The following is a 24956-nucleotide window of genomic DNA, read 5'->3' as shown; positions in this document are numbered from 1 at the left end:
CGTTTGCACAGCTTCGTGCGCTTGCTTCATTCAGTTGTCCACACAGCCAGATGCGCAGGCGCAGGAAATTCCACCGATCCGTCCTGGGCAGCAAATTGTCCGAGCCGATTTTCCGCTTCCGCGACCAATGCCTCGTACCCGGCATCGTCGATGAACTCGGCCAGAGTCCACCCGCGGACATCCATGCGAACCCATTCGCGGATTGATGCAAATCGCGCAGCGCCGGTGATGGTGGTCACAGTAGCGTCCTGCAGCCCCCCTTCCCCAAGAACACTGACAAAAGACTGCTTGCGACCAAGGACAAAAGGCGCTCGCAGCGCATTTGCGGCGGTCGCGCCGAACATCTCGTCTATCAGCTCGATCATGCGGGCATATCCGAGGGAGTTTTCGGCTTCATCCCAGACGGATACCGCAATCCTTCCACCGGGTCGCAGCACGCGCCGCATTTCCTCAAGGGCTTGGCGTCTGTCGTCAAAGAACATCAGCCCGAACTGACAAAGAACGACATCAAATGAACGGCCCGAGAATGGGAGCGCGTCGGCACAGCCCTCAATCCAGTCGATTTCAGGGGCACGCCTGCGCGCCACGTCAAGCATATCCGGATTTCGGTCCAGACCAACGACGCGGCCCGTCGGACCAACCCGTGCGACGGCGTCACGTGTTGTGGCACCGGTACCGCAGGCAACATCCAATACGGCATTTTCCGCGGTGATTATAGCACGTTCGCATAACCGTCCTGCCCATTCGCCAAACAGTGCCGGAACAAAAAACTCATCGTAAATCTCAGCTGCGGTTTTCGATACCTGACCCGCAGATGCAGCATCTTTCAACATGATCCACCCGCTTGTTTTGAGTTCTGACCAATAGTGACACGCTGTGGTTCAAAGGATATAGTCCAAAATCTGTAGTAACGGGACAGGTGGCTCAGGATGAAGTCCTATGGCCAATTCTGCCCGGTCGCCAAGGCGGCTGAGCTCTTTTGCGAGCGCTGGAATGCTCTGATCATCCGCGATCTTGCGACTGGCCCCCGCAGGTACTCCGAATTGAAGCGCGGCGTGCCATTGATGTCGCCGTCGCTTTTGTCTTCCCGGTTGAAATGGCTCATCGAAGAGGGGGTCGTGGCACGCCAGGATATTGGCGAAAAACGCCAGGGCTACGCGCTGACCGACGCAGGACGTGAGTTTGTTCCCCTGGTCGAGGCTCTTGGAATCTGGGGGCAACGATGGACAAGGCGCCAACTCAAAGAACATGAGATCGACCTGGGATTGCTTGTCTGGAGCCTTGAAAGCACAACCGATGCCAATGCGTTCGGCACGAAACGCTGCCTCATTCGGCTGGAACTAACCGATCAGACGAAAGCTAAACGGTATTGGTGGTTTCTGAACAGGAATGGGCGGTGTGAGCTTTGCGTCGAGGACCCTGGTGGAGGCGTCAACTTATACCTGGCCTGTACGCTCCCGGACGCCATCTACATCGTTAGGGGAGATATCACCCCATCCAGGGCAACAGAAACCCAGAGGCTGGAAATTCTTGGTGATGGGTGGGCAAAGCGAGCTTTCATCAAATGGCTTAATCTCAGCCCGCTGACGACCATCAATTCATGCCGTCAAACTGATTGTTGAGGCTCCAAGCTGTCGTTGCCGGAAAAGCTGCAGCCTCTCTTGCGGTTCACGGCACACTGGACCACGGACAGGTAAACTCGCCGACCAGAATGACGCTCGGCGGGTAAGGACAGTCCTCAGCCCATTTACAAATCTGAAACTTCAGCTGGACAGGTTGTGCGTGTCCGGAGCTTGGTGGCCACGCTACCCGTATCAAGCGGGTGACGCCTAATCGTACAACCCGCGTATCCACCAGTGTCACGGAAAACAAGCAAGGCTGGCTTGCTGTAACCGGGAGTACCGTATTTCGCTTAAGTGTCAGGCGTATTCCAGAAAAAGCTGCCAAGCCCATACACAACAGGTTTGCCGTCAACCAATTCCAAAAGCTGGGCTGCGTGGGTCTCGTGGCCCACAATCACCCCGGTACCGTCTTAGATAAGTGCGCAGGCAAACTCATGCGCGCCTTCAGTTACATTGGCCTTTAAAACCGCCGCACTTTCAATTGCAACATGAGCCATTAGCCGCAGTTCGGATGCCGAAGGGGCAATCATTGCGCAAATGTGTCTTGGCACGCCCGGTTCCCGGGTATAACAGGGCGCATCCCGGTCGCAGCCTACCCGGGTAACAAAACAAGGGTTCAAAACATGAAGACTATCGTAATCTGCTCAGGCGGACTGGATTCGGTGTCGCTGGCGCATATGGTTGCGCGCGACCACCAGCTCGCGGGCTTGATTTCCTTTGACTATGGCCAACGCCACCGAAAAGAGCTGGACTATGCCGCACTCTGCGCACAGCGATTGGGTGTATCCCATGACATCATCGACCTGCGCTCGGTCGGGGCGGTCCTTACCGGATCGGCACTGACTGATGATGTGGACGTGCCTGATGGGCATTATGCCGAGGACAGTATGCGCGTGACCGTGGTGCCCAATCGCAACGCCATTATGCTGACCATTGCCTTTGGGGCGGCAGCCGCGCGCGGCGCCGATGCTATCGCCACGGCCGTGCATGGTGGGGATCACTTCATCTACTCCGATTGCCGTCCAACCTTCACGCAGGCCTTTGAGGAAATGCAAAAACACGCGCTGGACGGCTATGCCAACGTGTCGTTGTTTACCCCGTTCGTTCATCGCAACAAGGCCGACATCGTGACCGAGGGTGCCCGCGTGGACACGCCCTTTGCCCAGACATGGTCCTGCTACAAAGGTGCGGAGCACCACTGCGGGCGATGCGGCACCTGTGTCGAACGGCGCGAGGCTTTCCATCTGGCCGGAATCGAGGACCCAACCACTTATGAGGATCCTGGTTTCTGGGTCGCGGCCACGGCTCAAAAGGAAATCGCCTGATGTATCGGATCACCAAGGAATTCCACTTTTCCGCATCACATCAGTTGGTCCATTTGCCGGGGGGTCATCAATGCGCGCGGATGCACGGACACAACTATATAGTCGAAGTAGAATTGGCCGCTCCCGCATTGAACGCCGACGGGTTCGTGCGAGACTATGGCGAGTTGAAGCCGTTTAAGACCTATATCGATGAGACTTTCGATCACCAGCACCTGAACGACATGATGAATTTCCTGACAACGGCGGAAAACATGGCACGTCATTTCTATGACTGGTGCGCGGCGCGTTGGCCAGAAACCGCCGCCGTTCGGGTCAGCGAAACACCAAAGACATGGGCTGAGTATCGCCCATGACCCGCCTGCGCATAGCCGAGATTTTCGGCCCCACGATTCAGGGCGAAGGCGCGCTAATCGGGGAACCCACGGTATTTGTACGCACCGGCGGCTGTGACTATCGCTGCAGTTGGTGTGACAGCCTGCATGCAGTCGATACCGCCTTTCGTCACGATTGGGCGGCGATGGGCACGGATGCGGTCTGGGACCGGGTTTGCGCCTTGTCGAAAGGGCGACCTCTGACCGTATCACTGTCCGGGGGGAACCCGGCCATTCAGAACTTTGCCCCCCTGATCGCGCGGGGTCGGGTCGAGGGGTACCGCTTTGCCTGCGAAACCCAAGGGTCGATTGCAAAGCCGTGGTTTGGTGATCTGGATACGCTGGTCCTCAGCCCGAAGCCACCGTCGAGCGGTGAAGACGTGGACTGGAACGCCTTCGCGGCCTGTATCGAAGCCGCGCAAGATGGCCCGAAGGTGGTGATGAAAATCGTGATCTTCGATGGGGCTGATTATGAATGGGCTCGCGCCGTGGCCGACCTTTATCCGGCGCTGCCTCTGTATCTGCAACCGGGCAATTCCGAGGTCGATCCCGACCTGCCCGTCAATCCGCAAACCCAGTCTGACCGGTTGCTGTGGCTGGTAGAAAAGGTGACCGCCGATGGCTGGTTCACGCCACGCGTTCTGCCGCAACTGCACGTCCTGCTATGGGGCAACAAACGCGGGGTCTGACCCCGAAAGGAGCACATGATGGAAACCATTTACAGCGACCTGACCCAGTTGGGCGGGAAAACCGAACTGCCGGCCTCGCCCGATGTGGCCGAGCTGGAGCGGGTACAGAATCCGCAGGCCGATGTCGACTATTGCGTGCGCTTCACCGCACCCGAGTTCACCTCGCTCTGCCCGATGACCGGGCAGCCGGATTTTGCCCATCTAGTGATCGACTATGTGCCGGGCGACTGGCTGGTGGAATCGAAATCCCTGAAACTGTTTCTGGGATCGTTCCGCAACCACGGCGCGTTTCACGAGGATTGCACCGTGTCCATCGCCCGCCGTCTTGTCGAATTCCTGAACCCGCGGTGGCTGCGGATCGGCGGGTACTGGTATCCGCGCGGCGGCATTCCCATCGACGTGTTCTGGCAAACCGGAGCCACCCCCGATTACGTCTGGATTCCCGATCAGGGCGTGCCGCCCTATCGCGGACGCGGCTAAGCAGTCACAAAAACTACAGCGCGGTGCTGCGCCAAACGTGTTTCACCGCCCAGCTCTGTTGCGACCTCATTTCTCGCAAGATCTGCCACTCTCCGAGCATCAGACGCCCCTTCTCCGTACTTTGATTTGACTTTGAGCCAAGTGCTGTTTGAATGAACAGCATGGCGTTGCGCAGTATCGAAGTATTGCCGCGAAACGACAGAGCCAAACGGCTTTGCGGAATGGGGAGGAGAACATGTGCCAGATTTTTGCCGGGCAGGACCCGGAACGGTATGCAAGTACGACCCGCAGTTTGAGGTTGAACGGTCAAAGCACCAGCATCCGGCTGGAGAACGCCTTTTGGACAGTCATAGATGACATCTCGAAAGGCGAAGGGACGACCACGCCGATTTTCATTTCCAAACTGCATTCCGAGGTGCTGGAGCTACAGGGAGAGCCAGAAAACTTTACCTCGCTCCTGCGCTGTGCCTGTCTCAAGTTTCTAGAAATGCAAGACGCGGACAACGCCGCAGGCATCGCTGCCGAGTAGCACCTGCTGACAAAGGTCACGATCGACAGGTAGTAGGTCAATACTACCCCAACCCGACCATCGCCCCTGTACCCTGTCATTAAACACATGACGGGAGAAACGGCTTGGCCAAGAACATTCATTCCATGATCCGCGTTCTGGATGAAGCGCGATCCATCGGGTTTTACAGGAACGGCTTCGGTCTAGAGGTCGCCGACCGGCTTGATTTTCCTGATTTTACCCTTGTGTATCTCAGCAATGACGAGAGCGATTTCGAACTTGAACTGACGATCAACAAGGATCGGACAGAACCTTACGACATTGGCGACGGCTACGGCCATCTGGCCGTGTCCGTTGACGACCTGGTTTCCGAACATGCCAGGTTCGAGGCCGAAGGCCTGCAACCCCGCAAAATCGTTGAATTCGCCCCGGCCGGTGAACTGGTCGCACGGTTCTTCTTCGTCGCGGATCCGGACGGATACCAGATCGAGGTTCTCGAGCGCAGCGGGCGTTTCAAGTGACAAGAACAATGGGAGGAGAAACAGAAATGCACAACTTGGACCTGAAGGGACTCACACGGCGTCAGCTGTTGTCCCGCGCAACGGCGACGGGGGCTTCTTTTGTTGTCGGCGCAGGCTTTCTTGCCTCAAGCACTGCGGCCTGGGCTACCCAGACCCAAGCCTTGAAGCCGGAGACCTTTGCAACCCTCGTCCAGATGGCCCGGGACATTTATCCGCACGACAAGGTCGGCGATGAGTTTTATGTCATTGCGGTCAAAGGCTATGACACGGCCGAAGCAGCCGAAGGCGTCGAGGCCGGTATTGCCGCACTGGATGCGGCGGCTCAGGGAAAGGGATATGCCAGCTATCTGGATGTCGGCTGGGAACGCGATCGGGTCGACATTCTGCGGGGGATCGAGGACGGCCCGTTCTTTCAGCAGATCCGGGGCGGGCTTGTCACAGGGCTTTACGACCAGAAAGCGGTTTGGCCGATCTTTGGTTACGAAGGCTCTTCATTCAAATTCGGCGGTTACATCGACCGCGGCTTCGACGACATCAACTGGCTTTAAGCGGAGGTAGGCACCATGACGGCACCTTTTGACCTGACCGACGACACCGTTGTTGTCATAATTGGAACCGGCGCCGGTGGCGGCGTTCTGGCTAATGAACTGGCGCAGAAAGGCATCAGCGTCGTAGCTTTGGAAGCTGGCGGCAGATACCTGCCCGAAGACTACATCAATAACGAATGGGAAAGCTTTGGTCAGCTCGCGTGGCTGGACCCCCGCACCACGTCCGGGGACTGGCGGGTGGCCAAGGACTTCTCGGGCTTGCCAGCCTGGATCGTAAAAGCTGTTGGCGGCACGACGACCCACTGGGCGGGCGCATCGCTGCGGTTCCAGGATCACGAATGGAAGGCGGCAACCACTTATGGCGACGTTCAGGGTGCAAGCCTGCTGGACTGGCCCATTGATGCTGCGGAAATAGATCCCTGGTACACCAAGGCCGAGGACAAGCTGGGCGTGACACGGACCGGCGATCGCCCAGGGCTGCCCGGCAACAACAACTACAAAGTGTTCGAGGCGGGCGCCAAGGCACTGGGTTACGAGCAGGTCCACACGGGCCGCATGGCGATTAACTCAGACGAAAACCGCGATCGGCAGATGTGCCAGCAGACTGGTTTCTGCTTTCAGGGGTGCAAGTGGGGTGCCAAATGGTCGGCGGCCTACACCGACATCCCTGAGGGCGAAGCCACGGGCAATCTGGAAGTCCGAGAGAAGGCGCATGTGGCCCGCATTCTGCATGACGACACCGGAAAGGTAACGGGCGTCGAGTATTTTGACCCAGACGGCAACCTTCAGATGCAAAAGGCGCGGGTTGTTTGCGTGGCGGGCAATTCTTTCGAAAGCCCCCGATTGTTGCTGAATTCCGCGTCGTCCATGTTTCCGGACGGATTGGCCAACACCTCTGGTCAGGTCGGGCGCAATTACATGCGGCACATGACCGGGTCCGTCTACGCAGTTTTCGACAAGCCCGTACGGATGTGGCGCGGTACAACCATGGCTGGCATCATTCAGGATGAATCGCGACACGACCCGAGCCGCGGGTTTGTCGGAGGCTACGAACTTGAAACCCTGTCACTCGGCCTTCCGTTCATGGCGGCGTTCCTTGATCCCGGTGCGTGGGGGCGTGAATTCACCACCGCACTGGACGGGTATGAAAACATGGCCGGTATGTGGATTGTCGGAGAAGACATGCCACAGGAGACAAACCGTGTGACTCTGAACATGGAGGTGAAGGATCAATACGGGTTGCCGGTCGCGAATGTGCATTTCGACGATCACCCAAATGACATCGCCATGCGCAACCACGCCTACAAACAAGGTCAGGCCGTTTACGAGGCCGCCGGCGCGACCCGGACATTCCCCACGCCGCCATATCCGTCTACCCACAACCTGGGCACCAACCGTATGTCCGAGAACCCACGCGATGGTGTCGTCAACAAGTGGGGTCAAACCCATGACATCCCGAACCTGTTCATCTCGGACGGTTCGCAGTTCACAACGGGCGCAGCGGAAAATCCGACATTGACCATTGTGGCACTGGCCATCCGCCAGGCCGACCATTTGGCCAATGCAATGAATGCGGGCGACCTTTAGAGTCGAGGCATGTGAAACCTGTATGGCCCGTCGTGCGGTAGTTGGGCCATACAGCATGTATCATAGCCAAGTTTATCCGCCGCAAATCAACTCCGAGCGGACGCAGGAAACACTGGGAGTCCTGGTCAAAGCCAGCAACTGGTTGAGTCACTCATCTCCTGTTAGTTGTGTCTTTTTGTCACAGAATGATACTCGGCCTCAGACCAGCACGAACTGATATTGACGATACGGAACAGTATATTAGACATGGTTCGATAGTTTGAGTTTTGGGATGTTGGTTTTTTATGGACGGCACTTCGTCTTCGCTGGGTACACACCTTATAGCAGATTTTTTTGACTCAAGCGCACTTTATGATCCCGTTCCCGCCGAAGACGCTCTGACACGCGCCGCGATTGCCGCCAAGGCGCATGTTCTAGGTGTGAATACCCATGATTTCGGGCAACGGGCAGGGTTCACCGGGGTCGCTTTACTGGCGGAGTCGCATATCTCGGTCCACACCTGGCCCGAACATGGATACGCCGCCATCGATATTTTCATGTGTGGCGATGCAAAGCCGCAGCTCAGCCTGGACGTTCTGAAATCCTATTTCCGACCGCAACGCGTCAATGTGCAGTCCATTCGTCGCGGCCTGATTGGCCACGCGTCGCATCGGCTTGCGGTCGTGGGTCTCTGAAAGGCGAATGGAAGAGCAGCGCAGATGCCCGGTTACGATAGGCCTCATACTAAGCGCGATTGCGGGTTATGCTTTGCTGGGTCCGGTCCGGTATTCCGGGCCTATCGTGAGTTTTTCCGATCATCTGCTGTTTATGTTTCGGCACGGCGATCTGAGTCACCTGACGCTCAATTGTCTGCTTATCCTTGTCGGCGGGAGCTTTACCGAACCCGTCCTGGGCGGGCTTCGAACACTTGGTCTGGTCACCCTGTTCGCCCTCGCCGGAACGACGGTGGAGATGCTGTTGGCCGGGCCGGGATTTATCGGCCTGTCTGGTGTTGCATACGGCTTGGTTTCCTATGGCCTGATTGTCGTCAGCAGACCGGAACGACGCGGCTGGACGCTGGCCCTGATCTGTATCGTCCTCGGGGCCGAGTGGCTGTTCCTGCATTCTCAGATCGCCGTTTTCACCCATATCACAAGCGCCTTGATCGGCGGAGGATTGGCCATGTTTAACGCCCTTTTCGGCTGGAGTGGGCCCAAGCTCAAACCCATGGAGTGGCGACACGTGTCTTCCGCCATCCAGATCATCGCGCAGACCGATGAGGATGACGCGGCCGAAGCTGAAAGCACGTTCGTGAACGGCGGGACGGACAACATGTTCGTCCTGCAGGAAAAGGGCAACGTGCTTGGGCTGATCGGCTACAGCCTGGACGAAGACGTGCCCGACGTCGCGTGGCTGTCCTGGACCTATCTGGATCAGGCCCATACCGGAAAGGGGTTGGGCGCCCTGATGCTGAATGATCTGCTGCGAAAGTTGGCACAACTGCAGGTACGCAAGGTTTTCATCGAAACCAGCGACTATGAAGAGTTCGGAAAAAAGCTCTATGCCGCTGCACATAAACTCTATGAAGAGTTCGGTGCCTCCGTCGAATTGACCGTGCCCGGATATCACGGCCCGAACGAAGCCAAGATCATCTACGGGTTGGATAACCCCGAAGCACCCGAGGCACCGCGCGCGGATCCTTCTGCTAGTACCGGCCTTTCGATCTTTGAAATTCACAAGGCACCCGAAACTGACGACGTGGCGGGCCTGCGTTGGCGCGAAACCAACGCCGGGCTGAGCGGGCTGGATCAGCAGCTTTCGCTGGCACGCACCCAGAAATACCGCATGGCCGTTCTGGCCGTTCCATCCGACCTGTCCGACGTCAACGCGGCGGACCTGCAGGCGCAGGGCCTGACAAAATGCGGTGAGCTCAAAAAGTTCTACGGCAAAGACCTGCATCAGGTCTGGTGGCACTGCGAACTTGAAAAAACAACAGTCTGAAAATCCATAGGAGTAATAAATGTTTGGCAAACTGAAAACGATCGTCATAGTTGGCGTACTGGGCTTTGCTGCCTATTCGTATTTCCTGGCACCGAAATCGGAACAGACCGCTGATCTCGGGCAGGTTCTGGACCGCACAGAATTCGCCATCATCCAATACCAAGAGTACTTGGACGCCAACAGCATCGCCGAAGCCTCTGACGAGCAGGTAGATGAATTCACCGGCTATCTGACGCAGGTAATGAATTCGGAGCCGCGTTTTTACGACAAACCGCTGGGTCTGGAAATTCTGTCTGACGCCAAATTCTCGGGCTACGCCGATCCAAATGCCAACGGCACCCGTGATACGGGTGAAGGTGAGGTTTTCACCATCGAGATCGACGAGGCCAATAACCGCCTGATCGCCACCGACACGACCGGTCAATCCGCTGGCCTGCGGTTCTCAGGCGCTGGATTCCTGGCGGGTGCGCTAATCGGCAACCTGATCAGCCGCCAGCGTTCGGCCGGCATCAGCGCCGCCAGCTTCAACAACCGCACCGTTACCCCGCGCACCGGCTACTCGGCCCCGCGTAGCGCCCGCTCGGGCGGTTTGCGCGCAGGTAAGTAAGCGCTGCGCATACATTACACCCCATCCAGGCCCGGCGCATCGATCGCGCCGGGCTGTCCGGTTTCTTGGATAGCTGCATGACCGACACTCTGACACCGCGCTATACGGACCTGCCCCGCCGGCAGGCAATGGTTCTGCTGGGCGCAATCCTGATTGTTGCCCTGTGTGGAATTGTCTACGAACTGATCATCGGGACGGTGTCCAGCTACCTGCTTGGCAATTCGGTCTATCAATTCTCGCTGACAATCGGGTTTTTCATGTTCGCCATGGGCGTCGGGTCTTACGTGTCCCGCTTTTTCCACGGCAACCTGATCCAGACATTCATCTGGGTTGAGCTGATCCTGGCGCTGATCGGTGGTCTGTGCAGCGTTTCGCTATTTATGCTCTTTCCCTATGCGCCCTGGTTCTACACGGTCGGAATGTTCACCTTTATCTCTGCCATCGGGTTTTTGGTCGGGCTGGAGATTCCCTTGCTGATGCGGGTTTTGTCGGAGAGCAGTACAACGCGGGAATCCATCGCCGATGTGCTGTCGCTGGACTATATCGGGGCGCTTGGTGGATCAGTTCTTTTCCCCATCCTGCTGCTGCCGTCACTTGGGCTTATCTCGTCCTCGTTCGCTATTGGCCTGACCAATGCCATGGTCGCCTTGCTGAGCGTTCTGTGTCTGCGCAACCAGCTGGACGCGCCCAAACGGATGCTGGCCTGTGCAATTGGCACCATTGTTCTGCTGTTCGCACTGACGTTGCTGGCGGGGCGTATCACCGCTTTTGCTCAGGATCACTTGTATTTTGACCGCATCGTTTGGCGCAAACAGTCGCAATATCAGTCACTTGTTGTCACCAATACCTGGCAAAAGAACGACATTCGCCTTTATATCGACGGCCATCTGCAATTCGCCGAAGCGGACGAGTATCGGTATCACGAGGCGCTGGTTCACCCCGTTCTGTCCTGGGACGAAAACGACCCCAAATCCGTCTTGGTGCTGGGCGGAGGCGACGGGCTCGCCGTGCGCGAGATCCTGAAACACCCCAGCGTGTCGCGCATTGACCTTGTCGACCTCGATCCGGCGATGACCGATCTGGGGCGTAATTTGGCCCCCATCGCCCGTCTGAACGGCAACAGCATGGAGGCGTCGTCGTTGAACATCCACAACACCGACGCGTTCAACTATGTCAAATCCACGGATCAGACCTATGATCGGATCATCATCGATTTCCCCGATCCCCATAACGAGGCGCTGTCAAAACTCTACTCGGTCGAGTTCTACGCCATGGTTCAGAGCATTCTGTCCGAGGATGGTGTGCTGGTCACGCAAAGCAGCTCACCCTTCTTTTCGCCCCATACCTACTGGACCGTTTCAGAAACCTTGTCCGAGATTTTTCCGAAGGTCGTGAACTATCAGATGTCGATCCCCTCTTTCGGAATCTGGGGATACAATCTTGCTGCCAATGATCCGGCATCAACGCTAGGTGACCTGCCCGATGGCCTGAAGTTCATTACTCCTGAAGTATTCGCGGCCGCCCAGGTGTTTTCCGATGATCTACGGCCCAAGCGTGAACTTGCCGTCAACTCGATCTTTGACCCCGGCATTTACCACGAATACTCGCGCGATGTGTCCGGTTACTGAGGTACACTGGCAATTGAATACTTCGGGCACCGTACACTGCGGTTAACGACGTGGGACAGAATTTTGCCCAGTTTCCGCGATCCGCGTATTCGGCGCTGATTGCTTGCGATGCGCTTCAAACATCACCCGTCAGGCCCATTGCCCGCAACCCGGCCTCGGCACACAGGATGGCTTTTGTCTTAAGAGTAAAACTGGACGGCAGTGTTTCCAGCAAAGTTGTTCAGCCGTCTAACGTTTTAAAGTGCTGAATTGGACAGAGCCCGGGGGTGAACAGACCTTTGCGGATCATGTTGACCAGGTCGATCCCTGCCGTATTCGCCCCGCTTTTGTCGATGATAATCTTGCGCGGGAGATCGGTCACTTCGAGTGCTCGGGCGAAGAACTTGGTCGCCGCAGCCTTGTTCCGACGCTTGGACAGCATGAAACCAAGCGTCTTTCCGGCTTTGTCAACGGCCCGATACAGGTATGCCCGCTCACCCGTTACTTTCACACATGTCTCGTCCATGCGCCATGAACGACCCGTGGTGCGCTTTTGATGTCTTGCTGCTTCAGCCACAAGACCGGCATGGCGGCTGACCCAGCGGTTCGTGCCGCGTGATCCAGTTTAACGCTCCGCCCGGCCATTGCTTGTTCCGGATCTCGATAGGGCGCACCGTAACGGAGATGAAAGAAATCCGCGTACAAGATCACTTCTATCGGACAATGCGCGCCCTTGAATGAGATCGTAACGGCTTGATCCTGCCGTTACGAGCACCTGCAATCAAAACTGCGCTCAATCTGACAGGTGGGAACAGAATTAGCGACAGATCCGGACCAACAGCGCCGGTCTGTTAACCATCTTCCAGAATGAGCATCCCGCTGTCCCAGGCACACAGGTTGGGGCAGTTTTCCAGGCCCAGCTGCAATCGGGACCCGACAACATCCGCTTTGCAAAGGCGTGTGTGGTTTTGCCAATCACGGCGTTTCTGGCCTTATCCAACGCGAACTCGACCACCGCTGCCGGCGCGTCATCCGTGCGCCACGCAGCAATCATTTGATCTCCTGGACAGACAACAACAGACGCAACCTACCAATCATTTCAAGCGGCGTGAGCAATAGCCACCTGACCTGCAGAATTGGCGGCCCGCTGCGAGATGAAGCGTCTGGTGAAGGAAACAGGCATGTACTCCTCTTGATCTCAGTTTGGTGCGATTTCGATCACAGGTCGAAGATCAGCTCATTCATACCGTTTTGCACCCTTTGCCCCTCCTGATTGAAAACATTGAATCTGGAAGCTGCGACCCTGCTCCGGCCGGATGAGGTTTCGCGCTTTCCAACCACGTGTATTTCAGCGCGAATTGTGTCTCGGTTAAGAAAAACCAGTTATTCGAAGCGCCAGTTTCACCCATGCGAAATCAGGTCGCGCCTTGGACTGGGACGGCAATCCATCGATCACCGACGGGATCTGAAGCCCATGCGCCACGCGCCGTGCATCCCAGCAGGGTTGAGATCGCAGCACCCCCTACCCCTTAGGCAGATGCAAGCAGCAGGTTACGAAGGGTAATCGCCTTCGGTTCGATGTATTTCATGATGAATGGCATGATGCCCTCCCTTTTCCATCAGCACACGGAATGAAAGGCGTTCGCGCGTCGTTCTGGAATTGACGGGCCCAGTTGAAAATCGCTATCGCTGCGATCGGGTACTGCTACCTGATCCACCGGTTTACCGGGTCCTACTTTCTACAATGCGGCATAATGGATGAACAGGCGTTGAACGAGCGCCTGGACATTAACGTCGAAAGCATCATCTGGATTATCCGCAAGGGCTAGGCTCGCCCCAAACTGCGGCCCGGGATTGCATTTCAACACCACACCCGGCAAGTTTTCGCCGATCTTTCTGGCTATCTTGCACCGCCTTTGACCCCGCAAAAAGCGCAACACCGCCAAATCACGAACATTTCCCAGAATTTCAAAGATGCGCAGCATTTGGGTGTGACCCGAGCCGTGAATTCAACCCAAAGGCATTACATGGAAAGGACTTTGTGATAGAATTGGCGTCTGTGGATTCTAGCAATAACGGGTCATCGGCTCGACTAGTCAATTTATGGACGTCGGGACTACCAAAATGATTCATATCCGTACATTTGGCGGTTTATCAATTTATGACGGGCCACGCTTGGTCTGTAAGAATTTAGGCCCCATTACACGCGAGTTGTTCAGCTATCTGGCGGTTCATTCGGATGCGTCTCTGCGTCGCGAGCGTATCGCTGAAATCTTCTGGCCAGAGAAAACGCGCTCACGGTCCCGGGCATCACTCAATACCGCGTTGTGGCGGATCAACAGTTCGCTGAAATCTTCCAAAATAGACGACCAGGTTTCCATCGTTCGGGCCAGCGAAGCAGCGGTGGTTATGAATATGGGATCAGAGGTAGACTTAGATTGTGCAAACCTTGCACGACAGGTCGAAACCTGCACGATTGCGGCTGCAAAAGGACCGCTGATGCGTGAGATGCGCGACGAGTTGCAGTGTGCGCTAACACAGTATTGCGATGGTTTCATGGAAGGGGCCGCAAGTGACTGGGTCATGCGGGAACGGGAGCGGTACCGCTGTCTGTTTGAACGCGGCATGACCATTCTCATGCGGGACAACGCGTTATCAGGGCGTCTGGACGAGGCTCTGGCCTGTGGATCGATCATTTTGGAAAGCGACGCGCTGAAAGAAACCACGCAACGGGCCGTTATGTGGCTTTACGTGATGAACGGTCAGCGCGGCAAGGCGATTGAGCAATACCTGACACTCAGGCGCAGACTGCGCGAAGAAATAGACGTGGATCCGATGGCAGAAACGACCATGCTCTATCGTTACATCCTCGGCAAAGACAGATCGACCGGACCGAACTTCTACAAGAACGCACGCTCGAATACCGCCGCGTCCAGCATCAATCAGAGGCTGCGAGAAGTGGGCGCGCAGCGCAACGCAGTTCTCGGCACTATTCTTGAACCCGATCTCGGTGAGCTTTGAACCGATCGGGTTAACGAACCGAACGCTTCCCATCAATCCGTTATCAGAAGCCTGTGAAACAGCGTTTTCGCTGGCGGAGATTACATAGACCAAAACTCAGCCTTTGAGAGTTGTGTGATGGCTGTGTGAGAGTCAGGCAAGAGCCGACAAACGGCAACGTGGCCTACGTTGGATTATCGAATAATCCGCCCGTTATAGCGTCGCGCTATCATGGGTGGAATTTCATCCGGAAGCGGAGCGTTCGACGTAATGCGACAGATCCGACCCCCCCACGACGTGCGTTATCGTTGCTGTAAATCGGCCCGCTTTCGATTGGCTTCGCGCCGTATTCCTCCCTTGTCAAATCGCGAAGCCAAAACTCCCATCAAACTTGATCTCCCCAATCGTAAGGAAGCTCAGCCATGCCCGCAGTCCTGACGTATCCCGGCGTCTATATCGAGGAAATTCCCAGCGGTGTCCGCACCATTGCAGGAGTGGCCACGTCGATCACCGCCTTTCTTGGGCGGGCGTCGAAAGGGCCCATCGATACGCCTTTTATCATTAACAATTTCGGCGACTTTGAGCGCAATTTCGGCGGTTTGGGCATCGCCTTCCCGATGAGCTACGCTGTGCGCGATTTCTTTGCCAATGGCGGCGGTCAAGCCATCATAGTCCGGGCCTACACTACTGCTGCCGGGGGTGGTTCCGATACCGCCCAGATCGACGCCAACGGATTGACACTCGCAGCTGCAAGCCCCGGAGGCTGGGCGAACAACCTGCGGGTGCGGATCGACCACGACGTGCCGGCACAGGCCACTCCGCACCCGCTTCCGTGGGTGGATGCCGAAGGCCTGACCAGCACTGATCTGTTCAATCTGACGGTGCGCGACACGGTCACGGGTACCCAAGAGGTTTTTGTGAACCTGACGGTTGCCGAGAGCCAGCGTCGCGTTGACCGCGTCCTTGCCGCACAATCGGCACTAATCCGGGCACCCAGCCCGCTTGCCGGAGCAATCCCGACGGCGGATGACCCCATCGTGGACCCTGCTACCGTCTGGACAGACGACTCGTTGTCCAGCCCGGTTTCGACAGATGGCGAGGACAGCGCGTTTCTGACATCGACAACCGATTTCACCGGAAGCCGGGCCGGGAAAACCCGGCTCTACGCTTTGGAAGACGCGGATCTGTTCAATATCCTCTGCATACCACCCGATACGCGCGGCGGGGATACACCGCAGCCAGTCTACGATGAGGCGCTAAATTACTGCGTCGAGCGGCGCGCCATGATGATCGTCGATTCTCCTGTTGGCTGGACCAGCGCGGCGGCGGCGTCTGGCGGGCTGGCGGCGCTGAACCTCACCGGAGTTCGGGCCCGCAACGCAGCGCTTTACTTCCCCCGTGTCGTCATGTCCGACCCGTTAAGACAGGGTCAACAGGACACCTTTGCCGCCTGCGGTATCATCGCAGGGGTCTGGTCACGCACTGATGTCTCTCGTGGTGTGTGGAAAGCCCCCGCCGGTGTCGACGCAGCAACGCGCGGGGTCCAGCGCCTCTCGGTCAAGCTCACCGACGACGAAAACGGGCAGATCAATCCGCTGGGTATCAACTCGCTCCGCGCGTTCCCGATTACCGGGCGTGTTGTCTGGGGTGCTCGCACATTGCGCGGCGCCGATCAATTGGGCGACGAATATAAATATGTTCCGATACGGCGACTGGCACTGTTCATCGAAGAAAGCCTCTACCGAGGCACACAATGGGTTGTCTTTGAACCCAACGACGAACCGCTTTGGGCTCAGATACGCCTGAACATCGGCGCCTTCATGCGCAACCTGTTCCGGCAGGGCGCCTTCCAGGGCAGTTCACCCCGCGACGCGTATTTCGTCAAGGTCGACAGTGAGACCACTACGCAAAACGACATCAATCTCGGCATTGTAAACATCGTCGTGGGCTTTGCGCCTCTGCGTCCGGCTGAATTCGTCGTCCTTAAGATCCAGCAAATGGCCGGCGATATCGAAACCTGAACCGGCAGAAAGGGAATTGCAGGGCAATGGCACAGTTTTCCGTCAATACCGAACGTTTCGACCCCTACAAGAATTTCAAGTTCCGCGTGAAATGGGACGGTCGATATGTTGCAGGCGTTAGCAAGATCAGCGCGCTTGGCAGAACCACCGAGGTCGTCGAACACCGTGAAGGCGGTGATCCGTCTAGTGTGCGAAAATCTCCGGGCCAGACCAAGTTCGAGGCCATCACGCTGGAACGCGGGGTGACCCACGATACCGAGTTCGAAAAATGGGCGAACAAAGTCTGGAATCTGGGCTCGGGGCTGGGCGCCGAAGTGTCCCTCAGAGATTTTCGCAAGGACATCATAATCGAGTTGTACAACGAAGCCGGGCAGCTTGCGATCAGCTACAACGTATTGCGCTGCTGGCCTTCGGAATATCAGTCCCTTCCCGAACTTGACGCAACGGCCAATGCGGTCGCGATCCAGACCCTGAAACTGGAAAACGAAGGGTGGGAGCGTGATCAGGCCGTAACAGAGCCGACCGAGGAAAGCTTCACAGACCCTGAGGACTAATGCGCAATGTTGCCGCTGACGCCCCGTAAGATATTGCAGATTTGGGAGGACGGACAAACCGCCGCTCCTTACGCGCGCGCTATGCTGTTACTCGAAGCCGTCGAGCCAGACCTGTCCCGACAGGATTTGACCCTGCTGCCTATCGGGGAACGTGACGCCCGGCTTCTGCGGCTTCGGCAAACGGCATTCGGCAACGCGTTGAGCAGCCTCGCGGACTGCCCCGGGTGCGGCGAGCAGCTGGAGCTGAGTTTCTCGGTTGATGATGTGGCATTGCCGCCCCCCGAAACCAGCGGCCCCTGGACGTTTGCGGACGGTGCTTTGGCGGTCAAGTTCAAACTACCAGACACTCACGATCTTGAATCTCTGATACCGGGCGTCGATCCGAGCAAAGCGCTACTGACGGCTTGTATTCGCGACGTGACGGTCGACGGTGCCAGCGCTTCGATTGACGCGCTTGATCACGGGCAGCGGGCTGCACTGATCGAAGCAATCAGCAGGGCAGACCCCCGCGCAGACATGAAAGCCGGGATGATTTGCCCCCACTGCGCGCATAAATGGTCGGCTCAGTTCGACATCCTCGCGTTTTTCTGGGAAGAAATCGGCGCATGGGTGCGCCGTTTCCTGTGTGAAGTTCACGTGCTGGCCCGGGCCTATGGCTGGAATGAGAGCGATATCCTCGAGCTCAGCCCCTGGCGACGAAAGCAATATCTGGCGCTGGCAAGATCATGAGTGATTTCCTCGCCTCCCTTGCCGCTCGCAATCTGGGTCCGCCATCCGAAACACCAGCAGCAGAAGGTGGCGGCGTTCGTCCACGCCCGGCAGCAGCCTTTGAGGCCGAAGGCGCCGGTGTACCGCCGGAACCTTTGGAACCGTCCGAGGACATAGCCACCCCGGTTCCGACCCAGAGTCCGGTTGTCCCTCCGACCCCGGTCGAGCCTGAACGGCCCGCCCAGCCAGAGCCGACGAATGCCAATATCGCAGATCGCTCAGACCACCCGGATGAAACCCCGTTATCGCCGACGGTCGCACCGAAACCACCTGCCGAGCCGCAGGAAGTTGCACCTGAAACCCCGATGGTGAAGCATCTGGAACCGCGCCCGGTCACAGAAGAACCCAACCTGCAGCCCAAGGCCACGGAAGCACCCCTGCCCGCAGTCGAAACAACACCTGAGGCAGCGCAAAGCACAGCGATCGAAAATAACAAATCTAGATCGAAACTCAAAACTGCAGCACCAGAACCGCCAAAGCCTCCTGAACGTGATCGCGCAGCGCCGCAAGTCGCAGCCGAGCTTGCACCTGTGAAACCTTTGAAGTCGGTTCGACGCGTGGATGCACCGCTCGAACGCATCGTTAGACAAATGGTTCTTATCCCGAGGCGTGAGGCGCGAAACACGGACGAACTCGAAGCCCGGCCGGAACACAGCATTTACCCCGACCGGGATTCGAAAAGCGATCCATCCGAAGAACATATTGAACCTCTGCCCAAGCCAATTCAGCCAATCCCCGAGCCAGAACGCGATGCACGAGACATTGCACCGCTTCACCCGCGTAGACTTGTTGAAAACCGGACACCGCCGCTGGCGCCTGTACCGGATCTTCCTGCACCGCTCGAGCCAAAAGCCCCTGAAACAACGATCCGGATCAATATCGGGCGTATTGAGGTCAAGACCGGAGTACCGGAGCAGCCAGCCACCGACACCCGGCCAAAACGCCCGGCGCCCAAGCTGATGAGCCTTGACGAATATCTTGAAACACGCGGTTCAGGAGGCGGATCATGAGTACGCCCCTTGCCATTGCTGCAACAACGCTGACACTGCGCAATCTTCTCAACCCTGTTGCAACAGCGGACTACGGTGCACTGCCGATAGATGCTCGACCGCTCAATCAAATCGATATCACAACGCAACCACCCGATCAGGTCCGCCCTGATGCCACCCGCAACCGCATCAATCTTTTTCTCTACCACACGGAATACAACGCAGCCTGGCGCAATACCGATCTGCCTCGTCAGGGTCGTCCGGGCGAAAGACACCCACCAGTGCTGCCGCTGAACCTGTACTATCTGCTCACAATCTATGCCGAGAATGACAATGAGCTGATCGCACAGGTTCTGCTCGGTAATGCCATGCGTATCCTGCACGATCACCCGGTGTTGGGGCGGGCCGAAATCGAATCCGCCCTGGAGGATGCCGAGCTGGACGAGCAGATTGAGCGTGTCCGCGTGACCGCGTTGACCTACACGCCCGACGAGTTGACAACCATTTGGTCGGGATTCCAGTCGGAATATCGGCTTTCGGCCGGTTACAAGGTTGGCGTTTTGCTGATCGAAAGCGCCCTGCAACCTTCAGCCCCGCTCCCTGTTCTGCGTCGCGGCGATGCGGATCGTGGTCCGGCCGTTGTCTCGGGTGGCGCGCCCAGCTTAAGCCGGATCGACGCCATTCTGAACCCTGCTTTGCCGACGCCGCCCGTGTTGGCAAAACCGTCCGCAGAACTGGGCGATGTCATCGTGGTCAGGGGAAGAAATTTTTCCGGTGCCACAATGACGGCACGGCTTACCGGCGACAACGACGTCACCCATAGTCGGCCTCTGATGCCCGAACGCGAAGACAGCACGGTGCGGGTCTCACTGCCGCAAATTACCGAAGCGGATGTATCGCGGGATTGGCCCGCAGGATTCTATCGGCTCGAGTTTGAGGTCACGCATTCCGACGCGCGCTCGTGGACGACCAACCGCCTGACTTTTGCGCTTGCCCCGCAAGTCAGCAGTCTGGTTCCGACCAGTCAGCCCGAAGCTGCCCAACCTTTCGCGCTGACGATCACCTGCATGCCTCAACTGCAATCGGACCAACGTGTTGTGGTTCTTCTGGGCGACCACGCGCTGACCCCTGCTCCCGGGTCCATCGTGACACCGGCCGATCCGGACGCACCCAGCACCGTAACCGTGACCGTCGACAATCTGACGCCGGGCGACCACGTGACCCGGCTGCGTGTCGACGGGATTGACAGCTTGCCAGTTGATCCGCTGGCCGTACCGCCCGCGTTTGATGCCGCTCAGATATTGACGATAGCACCATGAGCAACACCGCCGACAATACCGCCACAAGGCCAACTGCCGTCGCACCGACGACCGAAGACTGGCATTTGGCCAACGACGCTTATCTGTCCGCCGCGATTGCTCATCTGCGGCTGGTGCTTACAGCCTTTGCAGCAAAACAGCATAAGGTCGCCGAAGCACCGCGCGGCAGCAACCGTTGGACTGCCATTTTCGGCGACCGCTCCGAGAGCGCCCCAAGACCTCCGCCAGCGCCAAGCCAAAGCGAAATTGAACGCGCCGCGAGCACCCGCGCCAAGGCCGAAGCGGACATCAATGGCGAGCCAGCGCTGCACCTATTGGGAAATCGGTTTGATTTGACCGAATTCGAGCGTGAAGTCCTTCTGTTATGCGCAGCCGTCGAGCTCGACACCAGAATGGCCGGGCTTTGTGCAGCAGCGCAAGGAAACGCCGCGCGAGATTACCCGACTTTTGCTTTGGCTTTAGCGTTGTTCGACGACCCCGCCTGGGACGTCCTGTCTCCACTCCGGCCACTGCGCTATTGGCGGTTGCTGGAAATCTCGCAGTCCGACAACAGACCATTGACGATCAGCCCGTTACGCGCCGATGAGAAAGTAACCAATTTCCTCAAGGGCCTGACATACCTCGATGATCGTTTGTCGCCCCTGCTGCTGCCGTTTGATGATAAAACGCGCGGGGCTTTACCAGCGTCGCAGGAAGTCGCTGTGACGAGGGCCGTTCATCTGATGCGCCAGAATGGCGAAGGCCACCCATCCTCGGTTCAACTTGTTGGTTCCGATCCCGCCAGTCAACAAATGGTCGCGCAGCGCGCGGCGCGCGTGCAGGGGCTGACACCCTGCAGAATGCCCGCAGGACTGCTGCCGCACAAACCCGCTGAGCTGGAACGCCTTGCCCGGCTCTGGCATCGCGAAAGCCTTTTGATGCCGATTGCGCTCTATCTGGACACCCATGTCGATAGCGGCGATTCCCCAGCACAAAACCCGCCGATTGCACAGTTCATCTCGCGCAGCGGGGGCGTTCTGGTGATCGGGGTTCGGGAAGGCCAAAGTGACCTCGGTCCATTGGTCGAAGTCGAGCGTCCAACAGCAACGGAACAAGGTGCGCTTTGGTCCGATGCAATGCCGGATGCAGACCCCGAAGTAATCACAAGGATTGCTGCCCAGTTTGATTTCAATGCTCCGGCGATCCGGCGCATTTCCCGGTCCGCGCAGGTGGGCAACGGGGCATCTGATACGCTTTGGAAGGCTTGCATCGAGGTTACGGCCCCTGGCCTGGATCGCCTGGCCGAACGCATCCGACCGGTCGCGCATTGGAATGATATTGTATTGCCGGGCGCGGAAATGTCCCTGCTGCGGCAACTGTCGGCACAGGTCTCGCGACGGGCCAAGGTTTACGACGACTGGGGTTTCCGGGAACGCACAAACCGCGGCCTGGGCATTAGTGCACTTTTTGCCGGTGACAGCGGTACAGGCAAGACCATGGCTGCCGAAGTGATCGCCAATGCGCTCGACCTGCGGCTTTATCGGATCGACCTGTCTGCGGTTGTTTCAAAATACATTGGCGAGACCGAGAAGAACCTGCGAAAATTGTTCGATGCGGCAGAAGGCGGCGGCGCAATCCTGTTCTTCGACGAAGCCGACGCGCTGTTTGGCAAACGATCCGAAGTGCGCGACAGCCATGATCGCTATGCCAATATCGAAACCAGCTATCTGCTCCAGCGGATCGAGAGTTTCAGCGGCTTGGCGATCCTGTCGACAAACATGCGCCGGGCGCTGGATGCCGCATTTCTGCGCAGGCTGCGCTTCGTGATCAATTTCCCCTATCCCGGACCCTCGCGCCGCACCGAAATCTGGCGGCGCGCCTGGCCGTCGAACGTCCCGCTTGTCGAACTTGATTATGACTGGCTGGCTCGCCTGAACCTTTCGGGCGGCAATATCGCAACTGTTGCGATGAACGCGGCCTTCATGGCGGCCGGAACGAACGAGCCGGTGTCTATGCCACTGGTCCTGTCCGCCGCGCGGGCAGAGTACGAAAAGCTTGAGCGCCCGATCAACGAGGCCGATTTCCTGTGGCGGGACCCGGGCCCCCTGAAGGAGGCAAGCGCATGAATATCGAGTTGCAAATTGGAGTAATCGAAATCGATGTGATGTCGGATGGCACCTCGCTGGAGGTATTGCAGAACCGGATCACAGACGCTCTGCAAGCGAAGATCGGCCCCCATCTGGCGCGGCATCAGCCTGACGGAGCAGGCACGTCCGGTTCATTTGCACAGGGACCGATGACACGTGCCAGTAATGAGATCGCTGTTCGGATATTGGGAGGTTCTCAACGATGAGACAACGCGTTCGGCCAGTCACAGCGTCAAAGCAATCCACAGAGGCAATCGCCCTTTCGGTTCCGCACAGGGTCGGACCCGTCAGGCCGTCACACCCGGCGCCTGGTCCCACAGCGGGCATCGGTTGGGACCTGAGCCGAACCCCAAACTTCGGACGCCCGGGGTTGCGCGTCAGCAGCCCGAGCGACCCGCTTGAACGCGAAGCGGATGTGGCTGCGGACCGTGTCGTGTCAGGCATGAGCGCAGCCTCTATGATGTCCCATGGCAGGCCACTCGAAACCGGACAGGCGGCGCAGGCCAAGACCGACGCAAACGGAACCGGAGCGAAGCAGGTCGAGGAATCGGAAGAGCCTGTCTTTGTCGATCTGCGCAACGAGAACGACCAACCCGACGCCGATCAGACGGTTCAGGCCAAGGCACGCCCGGCGGCCCGTCCTACCGCCAGCGCACCTCCGGCGAACGGTCTGGGCGGGCCCGGCGGCGTGGCTCTGCCCAAGTCGCTGAGGCACCAGATGGAAAGCGGCTTTTCGGCCGACTTCAGTAATGTGAGGCTCCACACCGGACCCGAGGCGGATAACGTCTGCAAGTCGTTCGGCGCACGCGCGCTGACCAGCGCCAACCACATCCATATGGCGGCTGGAGAATACCGGCCGCACAGCACCGAAGGCCAGCGCCTTTTGGCCCATGAGCTTGCGCATACGGTACAACAGGGTGCGGCCCCTGCTGCCACGGATACACCGGTGCAATCCGCTGGCACCTCTCAGGACGATGTGCAACGGGCGATCGACCTCAGCATCCAATTCGACACCTACAGCCTGTCCGACCTCAACGGCGCCGTACCGCTGAGCGGCGGTTCGGTCAGTTCGGTGCTGCGCGAGATGGAAACCACGGCACTAAACCATTTTAGCGCTCGCAACCCCGTCACAAGTATGAGTGTCTCTGACACCTGGTATTACTACAATCCGGTTTTTACCCGTTCGGTCTACGCGACACGCTCATGGCTCGCCTCGCATACGGCTTCAAACTACGTGTGGTGGGCGACAGATAAGCATGACTTTACGTTCAGCTATGCGCACACCGCCACCCGCGAGCGAAACGGCTCGTTTGCCTCATCGAACGGAAGCTCGCGCAGTACAACCACCGAACTTAGCGTCGGGGCGAAACTGTCCTACAGCATTCTGGAATTGTCCGCCTCGGCCTCCTCGTCTACCACCACGGGCAGAACGTCTTCGACCACGGCGACCTCAACCAACTATTTCGAGCATGACTACGATGTCAGCCTGAATTACAACTCGCGCTACTACAAACAATCCGATTTCCGGTTGCGCAACACGTTCTGGGGTCCAGTCATCGACCGCGTCGGCGGCCCGCATGTGACCCAAGGCACAGCCCGCATCGGCAGTTGTTCGGTCAAGGACGACGACAACAACCCGGACAATCTGACACCATGACCGGCCGGGCTCATATCGCCGCACGCCTCCCCAACCGGAGGCAACTGACCCATGCGTAAAGGCGCTCTCATAGGTCTTGACCCCTTCAACCCCGTGGCCTCGATCACGGTGTTCCAGTTCAATCCGGAAAAGATAACCCGGACGCTGACGCCGCAGACCGCAGGCACGAAGGGTTCGATCTTCGAGACCGAACGCCTGAAAGGGCCGCCGGAAGAGGTGATCAAGTTCGACCTGAAATTCGATGCCGCCGACGACCTTGATATCGGCGACAGCATCACCGAAGCCTTGGGGCTCTATCCGCAACTCTCGGCGCTCGAGATGCTGGTCTACCCCAAAAGCGCGCTGGTGATCACCAATACCGTTCTGCTGGCAACCGGCACCATCGAGGTCATTCCGCCCACCGGGCCTCTGACGCTCTTTGTCTGGGGACCGCAGCGGATCCTCCCGGTTCAGATCAAGGAATTCTCGATCGAAGAGCAGAAATTCGATGGCAACCTCAATCCGATAGAGGCCAAGGCCACGCTTGGCCTGCGGGTCCTGAGTTACAACGACTTGTCCCTGACCCACCCGGGTTACTGGATATTTCTGCTGCATCAGATCGCCAAGGAGGTTTTCGCCACAATCGGCAGCGTCGCCAACATCGACAATTTGGATGAGTTATTTGAGTGAGGTATAGA

Annotated in this window: 25 protein-coding genes and 1 pseudogene; 23 read left to right on the top strand and 3 right to left on the bottom strand. The window is 57.8% G+C overall.

Annotation, left to right across the window (positions count from 1 at the left end):
• Positions 1-26: 26 nt before the first annotated feature.
• Complete coding sequence (locus AC2FEE_RS13000) at positions 27-833, bottom strand: class I SAM-dependent methyltransferase (protein WP_496865752.1); 807 nt, start codon at positions 831-833, stop codon at positions 27-29.
• A 96-nt stretch (positions 834-929) separates the two neighbouring features.
• On the opposite strand from AC2FEE_RS13000, the gene AC2FEE_RS12995 reads away from it, so the two are divergent.
• From AC2FEE_RS12995 to AC2FEE_RS12935, 13 genes are all read left to right on the top strand, one after another.
• Entirely contained in the window at positions 930-1622 is a 693-nt protein-coding gene (locus AC2FEE_RS12995) for a winged helix-turn-helix transcriptional regulator (RefSeq protein WP_496865751.1), read from the top strand.
• A 623-nt stretch (positions 1623-2245) separates the two neighbouring features.
• On the top strand, positions 2246-2947 hold the full coding sequence (gene queC, locus AC2FEE_RS12990; RefSeq protein WP_496865750.1) for a 7-cyano-7-deazaguanine synthase QueC: 702 nt from the start codon (positions 2246-2248) through the stop codon (positions 2945-2947).
• A complete protein-coding gene (queD, locus tag AC2FEE_RS12985) occupies positions 2947-3300 on the top strand; it encodes a 6-carboxytetrahydropterin synthase QueD (RefSeq protein WP_496865749.1) in 354 nt (117 codons plus the stop codon). The genes queC and queD overlap by 1 nt, the downstream gene beginning before the upstream one ends.
• Positions 3297-4007, top strand: coding sequence for a 7-carboxy-7-deazaguanine synthase QueE (queE, locus tag AC2FEE_RS12980; RefSeq protein WP_496865748.1), 711 nt, complete (start codon positions 3297-3299; stop codon positions 4005-4007). Before queD ends, queE begins: the two co-directional genes overlap by 4 nt.
• 15 nt (positions 4008-4022) lie before the next feature.
• A complete protein-coding gene (gene queF, locus AC2FEE_RS12975) occupies positions 4023-4487 on the top strand; it encodes a preQ(1) synthase (RefSeq protein WP_496865747.1) in 465 nt (154 codons plus the stop codon).
• Positions 4488-4722: 235 nt separating this feature from the next.
• Complete coding sequence (locus AC2FEE_RS12970; protein WP_496865746.1) at positions 4723-5016, top strand: ribbon-helix-helix domain-containing protein; 294 nt, start codon at positions 4723-4725, stop codon at positions 5014-5016.
• A 104-nt stretch (positions 5017-5120) separates the two neighbouring features.
• Positions 5121-5516 (top strand): VOC family protein, encoded by a 396-nt coding sequence (locus AC2FEE_RS12965; RefSeq protein WP_496865745.1) that lies wholly within the window; start codon positions 5121-5123, stop codon positions 5514-5516.
• 26 nt (positions 5517-5542) lie between these two features.
• Positions 5543-6064 carry a Twin-arginine translocation pathway signal gene (locus AC2FEE_RS12960; RefSeq protein WP_496865744.1) on the top strand — a complete coding sequence of 174 codons (522 nt, stop codon included), beginning with the start codon at positions 5543-5545 and terminating at the stop codon, positions 6062-6064.
• A gap of 15 nt (positions 6065-6079) precedes the next feature.
• Entirely contained in the window at positions 6080-7651 is a 1572-nt protein-coding gene (locus AC2FEE_RS12955; protein ID WP_496865743.1) for a GMC family oxidoreductase, read from the top strand.
• A 284-nt stretch (positions 7652-7935) separates the two neighbouring features.
• Positions 7936-8325, top strand: coding sequence for an adenosylmethionine decarboxylase (gene speD / locus AC2FEE_RS12950; RefSeq protein ID WP_496865742.1), 390 nt, complete (start codon positions 7936-7938; stop codon positions 8323-8325).
• A 106-nt stretch (positions 8326-8431) separates the two neighbouring features.
• Entirely contained in the window at positions 8432-9631 is a 1200-nt protein-coding gene (locus AC2FEE_RS12945; protein ID WP_496865741.1) for a GNAT family N-acetyltransferase, read from the top strand.
• Between the two features lie 19 nt (positions 9632-9650).
• Positions 9651-10238: a hypothetical protein gene (locus AC2FEE_RS12940; RefSeq protein WP_496865740.1), complete on the top strand. Its 588-nt coding sequence runs from the start codon at positions 9651-9653 to the stop codon at positions 10236-10238.
• 77 nt (positions 10239-10315) lie between these two features.
• Positions 10316-11866, top strand: coding sequence for a polyamine aminopropyltransferase (locus AC2FEE_RS12935; protein WP_496865739.1), 1551 nt, complete (start codon positions 10316-10318; stop codon positions 11864-11866).
• Positions 11867-12160: 294 nt separating this feature from the next.
• Here AC2FEE_RS12935 and AC2FEE_RS12930 read toward each other — a convergent pair.
• A pseudogene (locus tag AC2FEE_RS12930) lies at positions 12161-12589 on the bottom strand (IS6 family transposase); the annotation flags it as partial.
• Between the two features lie 995 nt (positions 12590-13584).
• Positions 13585-13830 (bottom strand): hypothetical protein, encoded by a 246-nt coding sequence (locus AC2FEE_RS12925; RefSeq protein ID WP_496865738.1) that lies wholly within the window; start codon positions 13828-13830, stop codon positions 13585-13587.
• 139 nt (positions 13831-13969) lie between these two features.
• On the opposite strand from AC2FEE_RS12925, the gene AC2FEE_RS12920 reads away from it, so the two are divergent.
• The 10 genes from AC2FEE_RS12920 (at position 13970) to AC2FEE_RS12875 (ending at position 24948) form a co-directional block, all read left to right on the top strand.
• Entirely contained in the window at positions 13970-14866 is an 897-nt protein-coding gene (locus tag AC2FEE_RS12920) for an AfsR/SARP family transcriptional regulator (RefSeq protein ID WP_496865737.1), read from the top strand.
• A gap of 401 nt (positions 14867-15267) precedes the next feature.
• Entirely contained in the window at positions 15268-16866 is a 1599-nt protein-coding gene (locus AC2FEE_RS12915; protein WP_496865736.1) for a phage tail sheath family protein, read from the top strand.
• 26 nt (positions 16867-16892) lie between these two features.
• Complete coding sequence (locus AC2FEE_RS12910) at positions 16893-17420, top strand: phage tail protein (RefSeq protein ID WP_496865735.1); 528 nt, start codon at positions 16893-16895, stop codon at positions 17418-17420.
• Positions 17421-17426: 6 nt separating this feature from the next.
• Positions 17427-18149 (top strand): T4 family baseplate hub assembly chaperone, encoded by a 723-nt coding sequence (locus AC2FEE_RS12905; protein WP_496865734.1) that lies wholly within the window; start codon positions 17427-17429, stop codon positions 18147-18149.
• Positions 18146-19198, top strand: a complete 1053-nt coding sequence (locus AC2FEE_RS12900) for a hypothetical protein (protein WP_496865733.1) — start codon at positions 18146-18148, stop codon at positions 19196-19198. Before AC2FEE_RS12905 ends, AC2FEE_RS12900 begins: the two co-directional genes overlap by 4 nt.
• Complete coding sequence (locus tag AC2FEE_RS12895; protein WP_496865732.1) at positions 19195-20496, top strand: Pvc16 family protein; 1302 nt, start codon at positions 19195-19197, stop codon at positions 20494-20496. The genes AC2FEE_RS12900 and AC2FEE_RS12895 overlap by 4 nt, the downstream gene beginning before the upstream one ends.
• Positions 20493-22601, top strand: coding sequence for an ATP-binding protein (locus AC2FEE_RS12890; RefSeq protein WP_496865731.1), 2109 nt, complete (start codon positions 20493-20495; stop codon positions 22599-22601). The genes AC2FEE_RS12895 and AC2FEE_RS12890 overlap by 4 nt, the downstream gene beginning before the upstream one ends.
• The gene (locus AC2FEE_RS12885) at positions 22598-22828 is read left to right on the top strand and encodes a hypothetical protein (protein WP_496865730.1); all 231 of its coding nucleotides are present in this window, start codon (positions 22598-22600) and stop codon (positions 22826-22828) included. Before AC2FEE_RS12890 ends, AC2FEE_RS12885 begins: the two co-directional genes overlap by 4 nt.
• Positions 22829-22992: 164 nt before the next feature.
• On the top strand, positions 22993-24279 hold the full coding sequence (locus AC2FEE_RS12880) for an eCIS core domain-containing protein (protein WP_496865729.1): 1287 nt from the start codon (positions 22993-22995) through the stop codon (positions 24277-24279).
• A 51-nt stretch (positions 24280-24330) separates the two neighbouring features.
• Entirely contained in the window at positions 24331-24948 is a 618-nt protein-coding gene (locus tag AC2FEE_RS12875) for a hypothetical protein (RefSeq protein WP_480595092.1), read from the top strand.
• The last annotated feature ends 8 nt before the right edge of the window (positions 24949-24956 follow it).

It is taken from the genome of Ruegeria sp. YTSC199, assembly GCF_059609725.1.
Note: the sequence above shows the minus strand (reverse complement) of the source record. Positions and strands in the feature narration are given on the sequence as shown.

Bases quoted from the DNA above. Each gene is read 5' to 3' on its own strand.
- AC2FEE_RS13000 (WP_496865752.1), bottom strand. From the start codon at position 833: ATGTTGAAAGATGCTGCATCTGCGGGTCAGGTATCGAAAACCGCAGCT.
- AC2FEE_RS12995 (WP_496865751.1), top strand. From the start codon at position 930: ATGAAGTCCTATGGCCAATTCTGCCCGGTCGCCAAGGCGGCTGAGCTC.
- queC (WP_496865750.1), top strand. From the start codon at position 2,246: ATGAAGACTATCGTAATCTGCTCAGGCGGACTGGATTCGGTGTCGCTG.
- queD (WP_496865749.1), top strand. From the start codon at position 2,947: ATGTATCGGATCACCAAGGAATTCCACTTTTCCGCATCACATCAGTTG.
- queE (WP_496865748.1), top strand. From the start codon at position 3,297: ATGACCCGCCTGCGCATAGCCGAGATTTTCGGCCCCACGATTCAGGGC.
- queF (WP_496865747.1), top strand. From the start codon at position 4,023: ATGATGGAAACCATTTACAGCGACCTGACCCAGTTGGGCGGGAAAACC.
- AC2FEE_RS12970 (WP_496865746.1), top strand. From the start codon at position 4,723: ATGTGCCAGATTTTTGCCGGGCAGGACCCGGAACGGTATGCAAGTACG.
- AC2FEE_RS12960 (WP_496865744.1), top strand. From the start codon at position 5,543: ATGCACAACTTGGACCTGAAGGGACTCACACGGCGTCAGCTGTTGTCC.
- AC2FEE_RS12955 (WP_496865743.1), top strand. From the start codon at position 6,080: ATGACGGCACCTTTTGACCTGACCGACGACACCGTTGTTGTCATAATT.
- speD (WP_496865742.1), top strand. From the start codon at position 7,936: ATGGACGGCACTTCGTCTTCGCTGGGTACACACCTTATAGCAGATTTT.
- AC2FEE_RS12940 (WP_496865740.1), top strand. From the start codon at position 9,651: ATGTTTGGCAAACTGAAAACGATCGTCATAGTTGGCGTACTGGGCTTT.
- AC2FEE_RS12935 (WP_496865739.1), top strand. From the start codon at position 10,316: ATGACCGACACTCTGACACCGCGCTATACGGACCTGCCCCGCCGGCAG.
- AC2FEE_RS12925 (WP_496865738.1), bottom strand. From the start codon at position 13,830: ATGCTGCGCATCTTTGAAATTCTGGGAAATGTTCGTGATTTGGCGGTG.
- AC2FEE_RS12920 (WP_496865737.1), top strand. From the start codon at position 13,970: ATGATTCATATCCGTACATTTGGCGGTTTATCAATTTATGACGGGCCA.
- AC2FEE_RS12915 (WP_496865736.1), top strand. From the start codon at position 15,268: ATGCCCGCAGTCCTGACGTATCCCGGCGTCTATATCGAGGAAATTCCC.
- AC2FEE_RS12910 (WP_496865735.1), top strand. From the start codon at position 16,893: ATGGCACAGTTTTCCGTCAATACCGAACGTTTCGACCCCTACAAGAAT.
- AC2FEE_RS12905 (WP_496865734.1), top strand. From the start codon at position 17,427: ATGTTGCCGCTGACGCCCCGTAAGATATTGCAGATTTGGGAGGACGGA.
- AC2FEE_RS12900 (WP_496865733.1), top strand. From the start codon at position 18,146: ATGAGTGATTTCCTCGCCTCCCTTGCCGCTCGCAATCTGGGTCCGCCA.
- AC2FEE_RS12895 (WP_496865732.1), top strand. From the start codon at position 19,195: ATGAGTACGCCCCTTGCCATTGCTGCAACAACGCTGACACTGCGCAAT.
- AC2FEE_RS12890 (WP_496865731.1), top strand. From the start codon at position 20,493: ATGAGCAACACCGCCGACAATACCGCCACAAGGCCAACTGCCGTCGCA.
- AC2FEE_RS12885 (WP_496865730.1), top strand. From the start codon at position 22,598: ATGAATATCGAGTTGCAAATTGGAGTAATCGAAATCGATGTGATGTCG.
- AC2FEE_RS12875 (WP_480595092.1), top strand. From the start codon at position 24,331: ATGCGTAAAGGCGCTCTCATAGGTCTTGACCCCTTCAACCCCGTGGCC.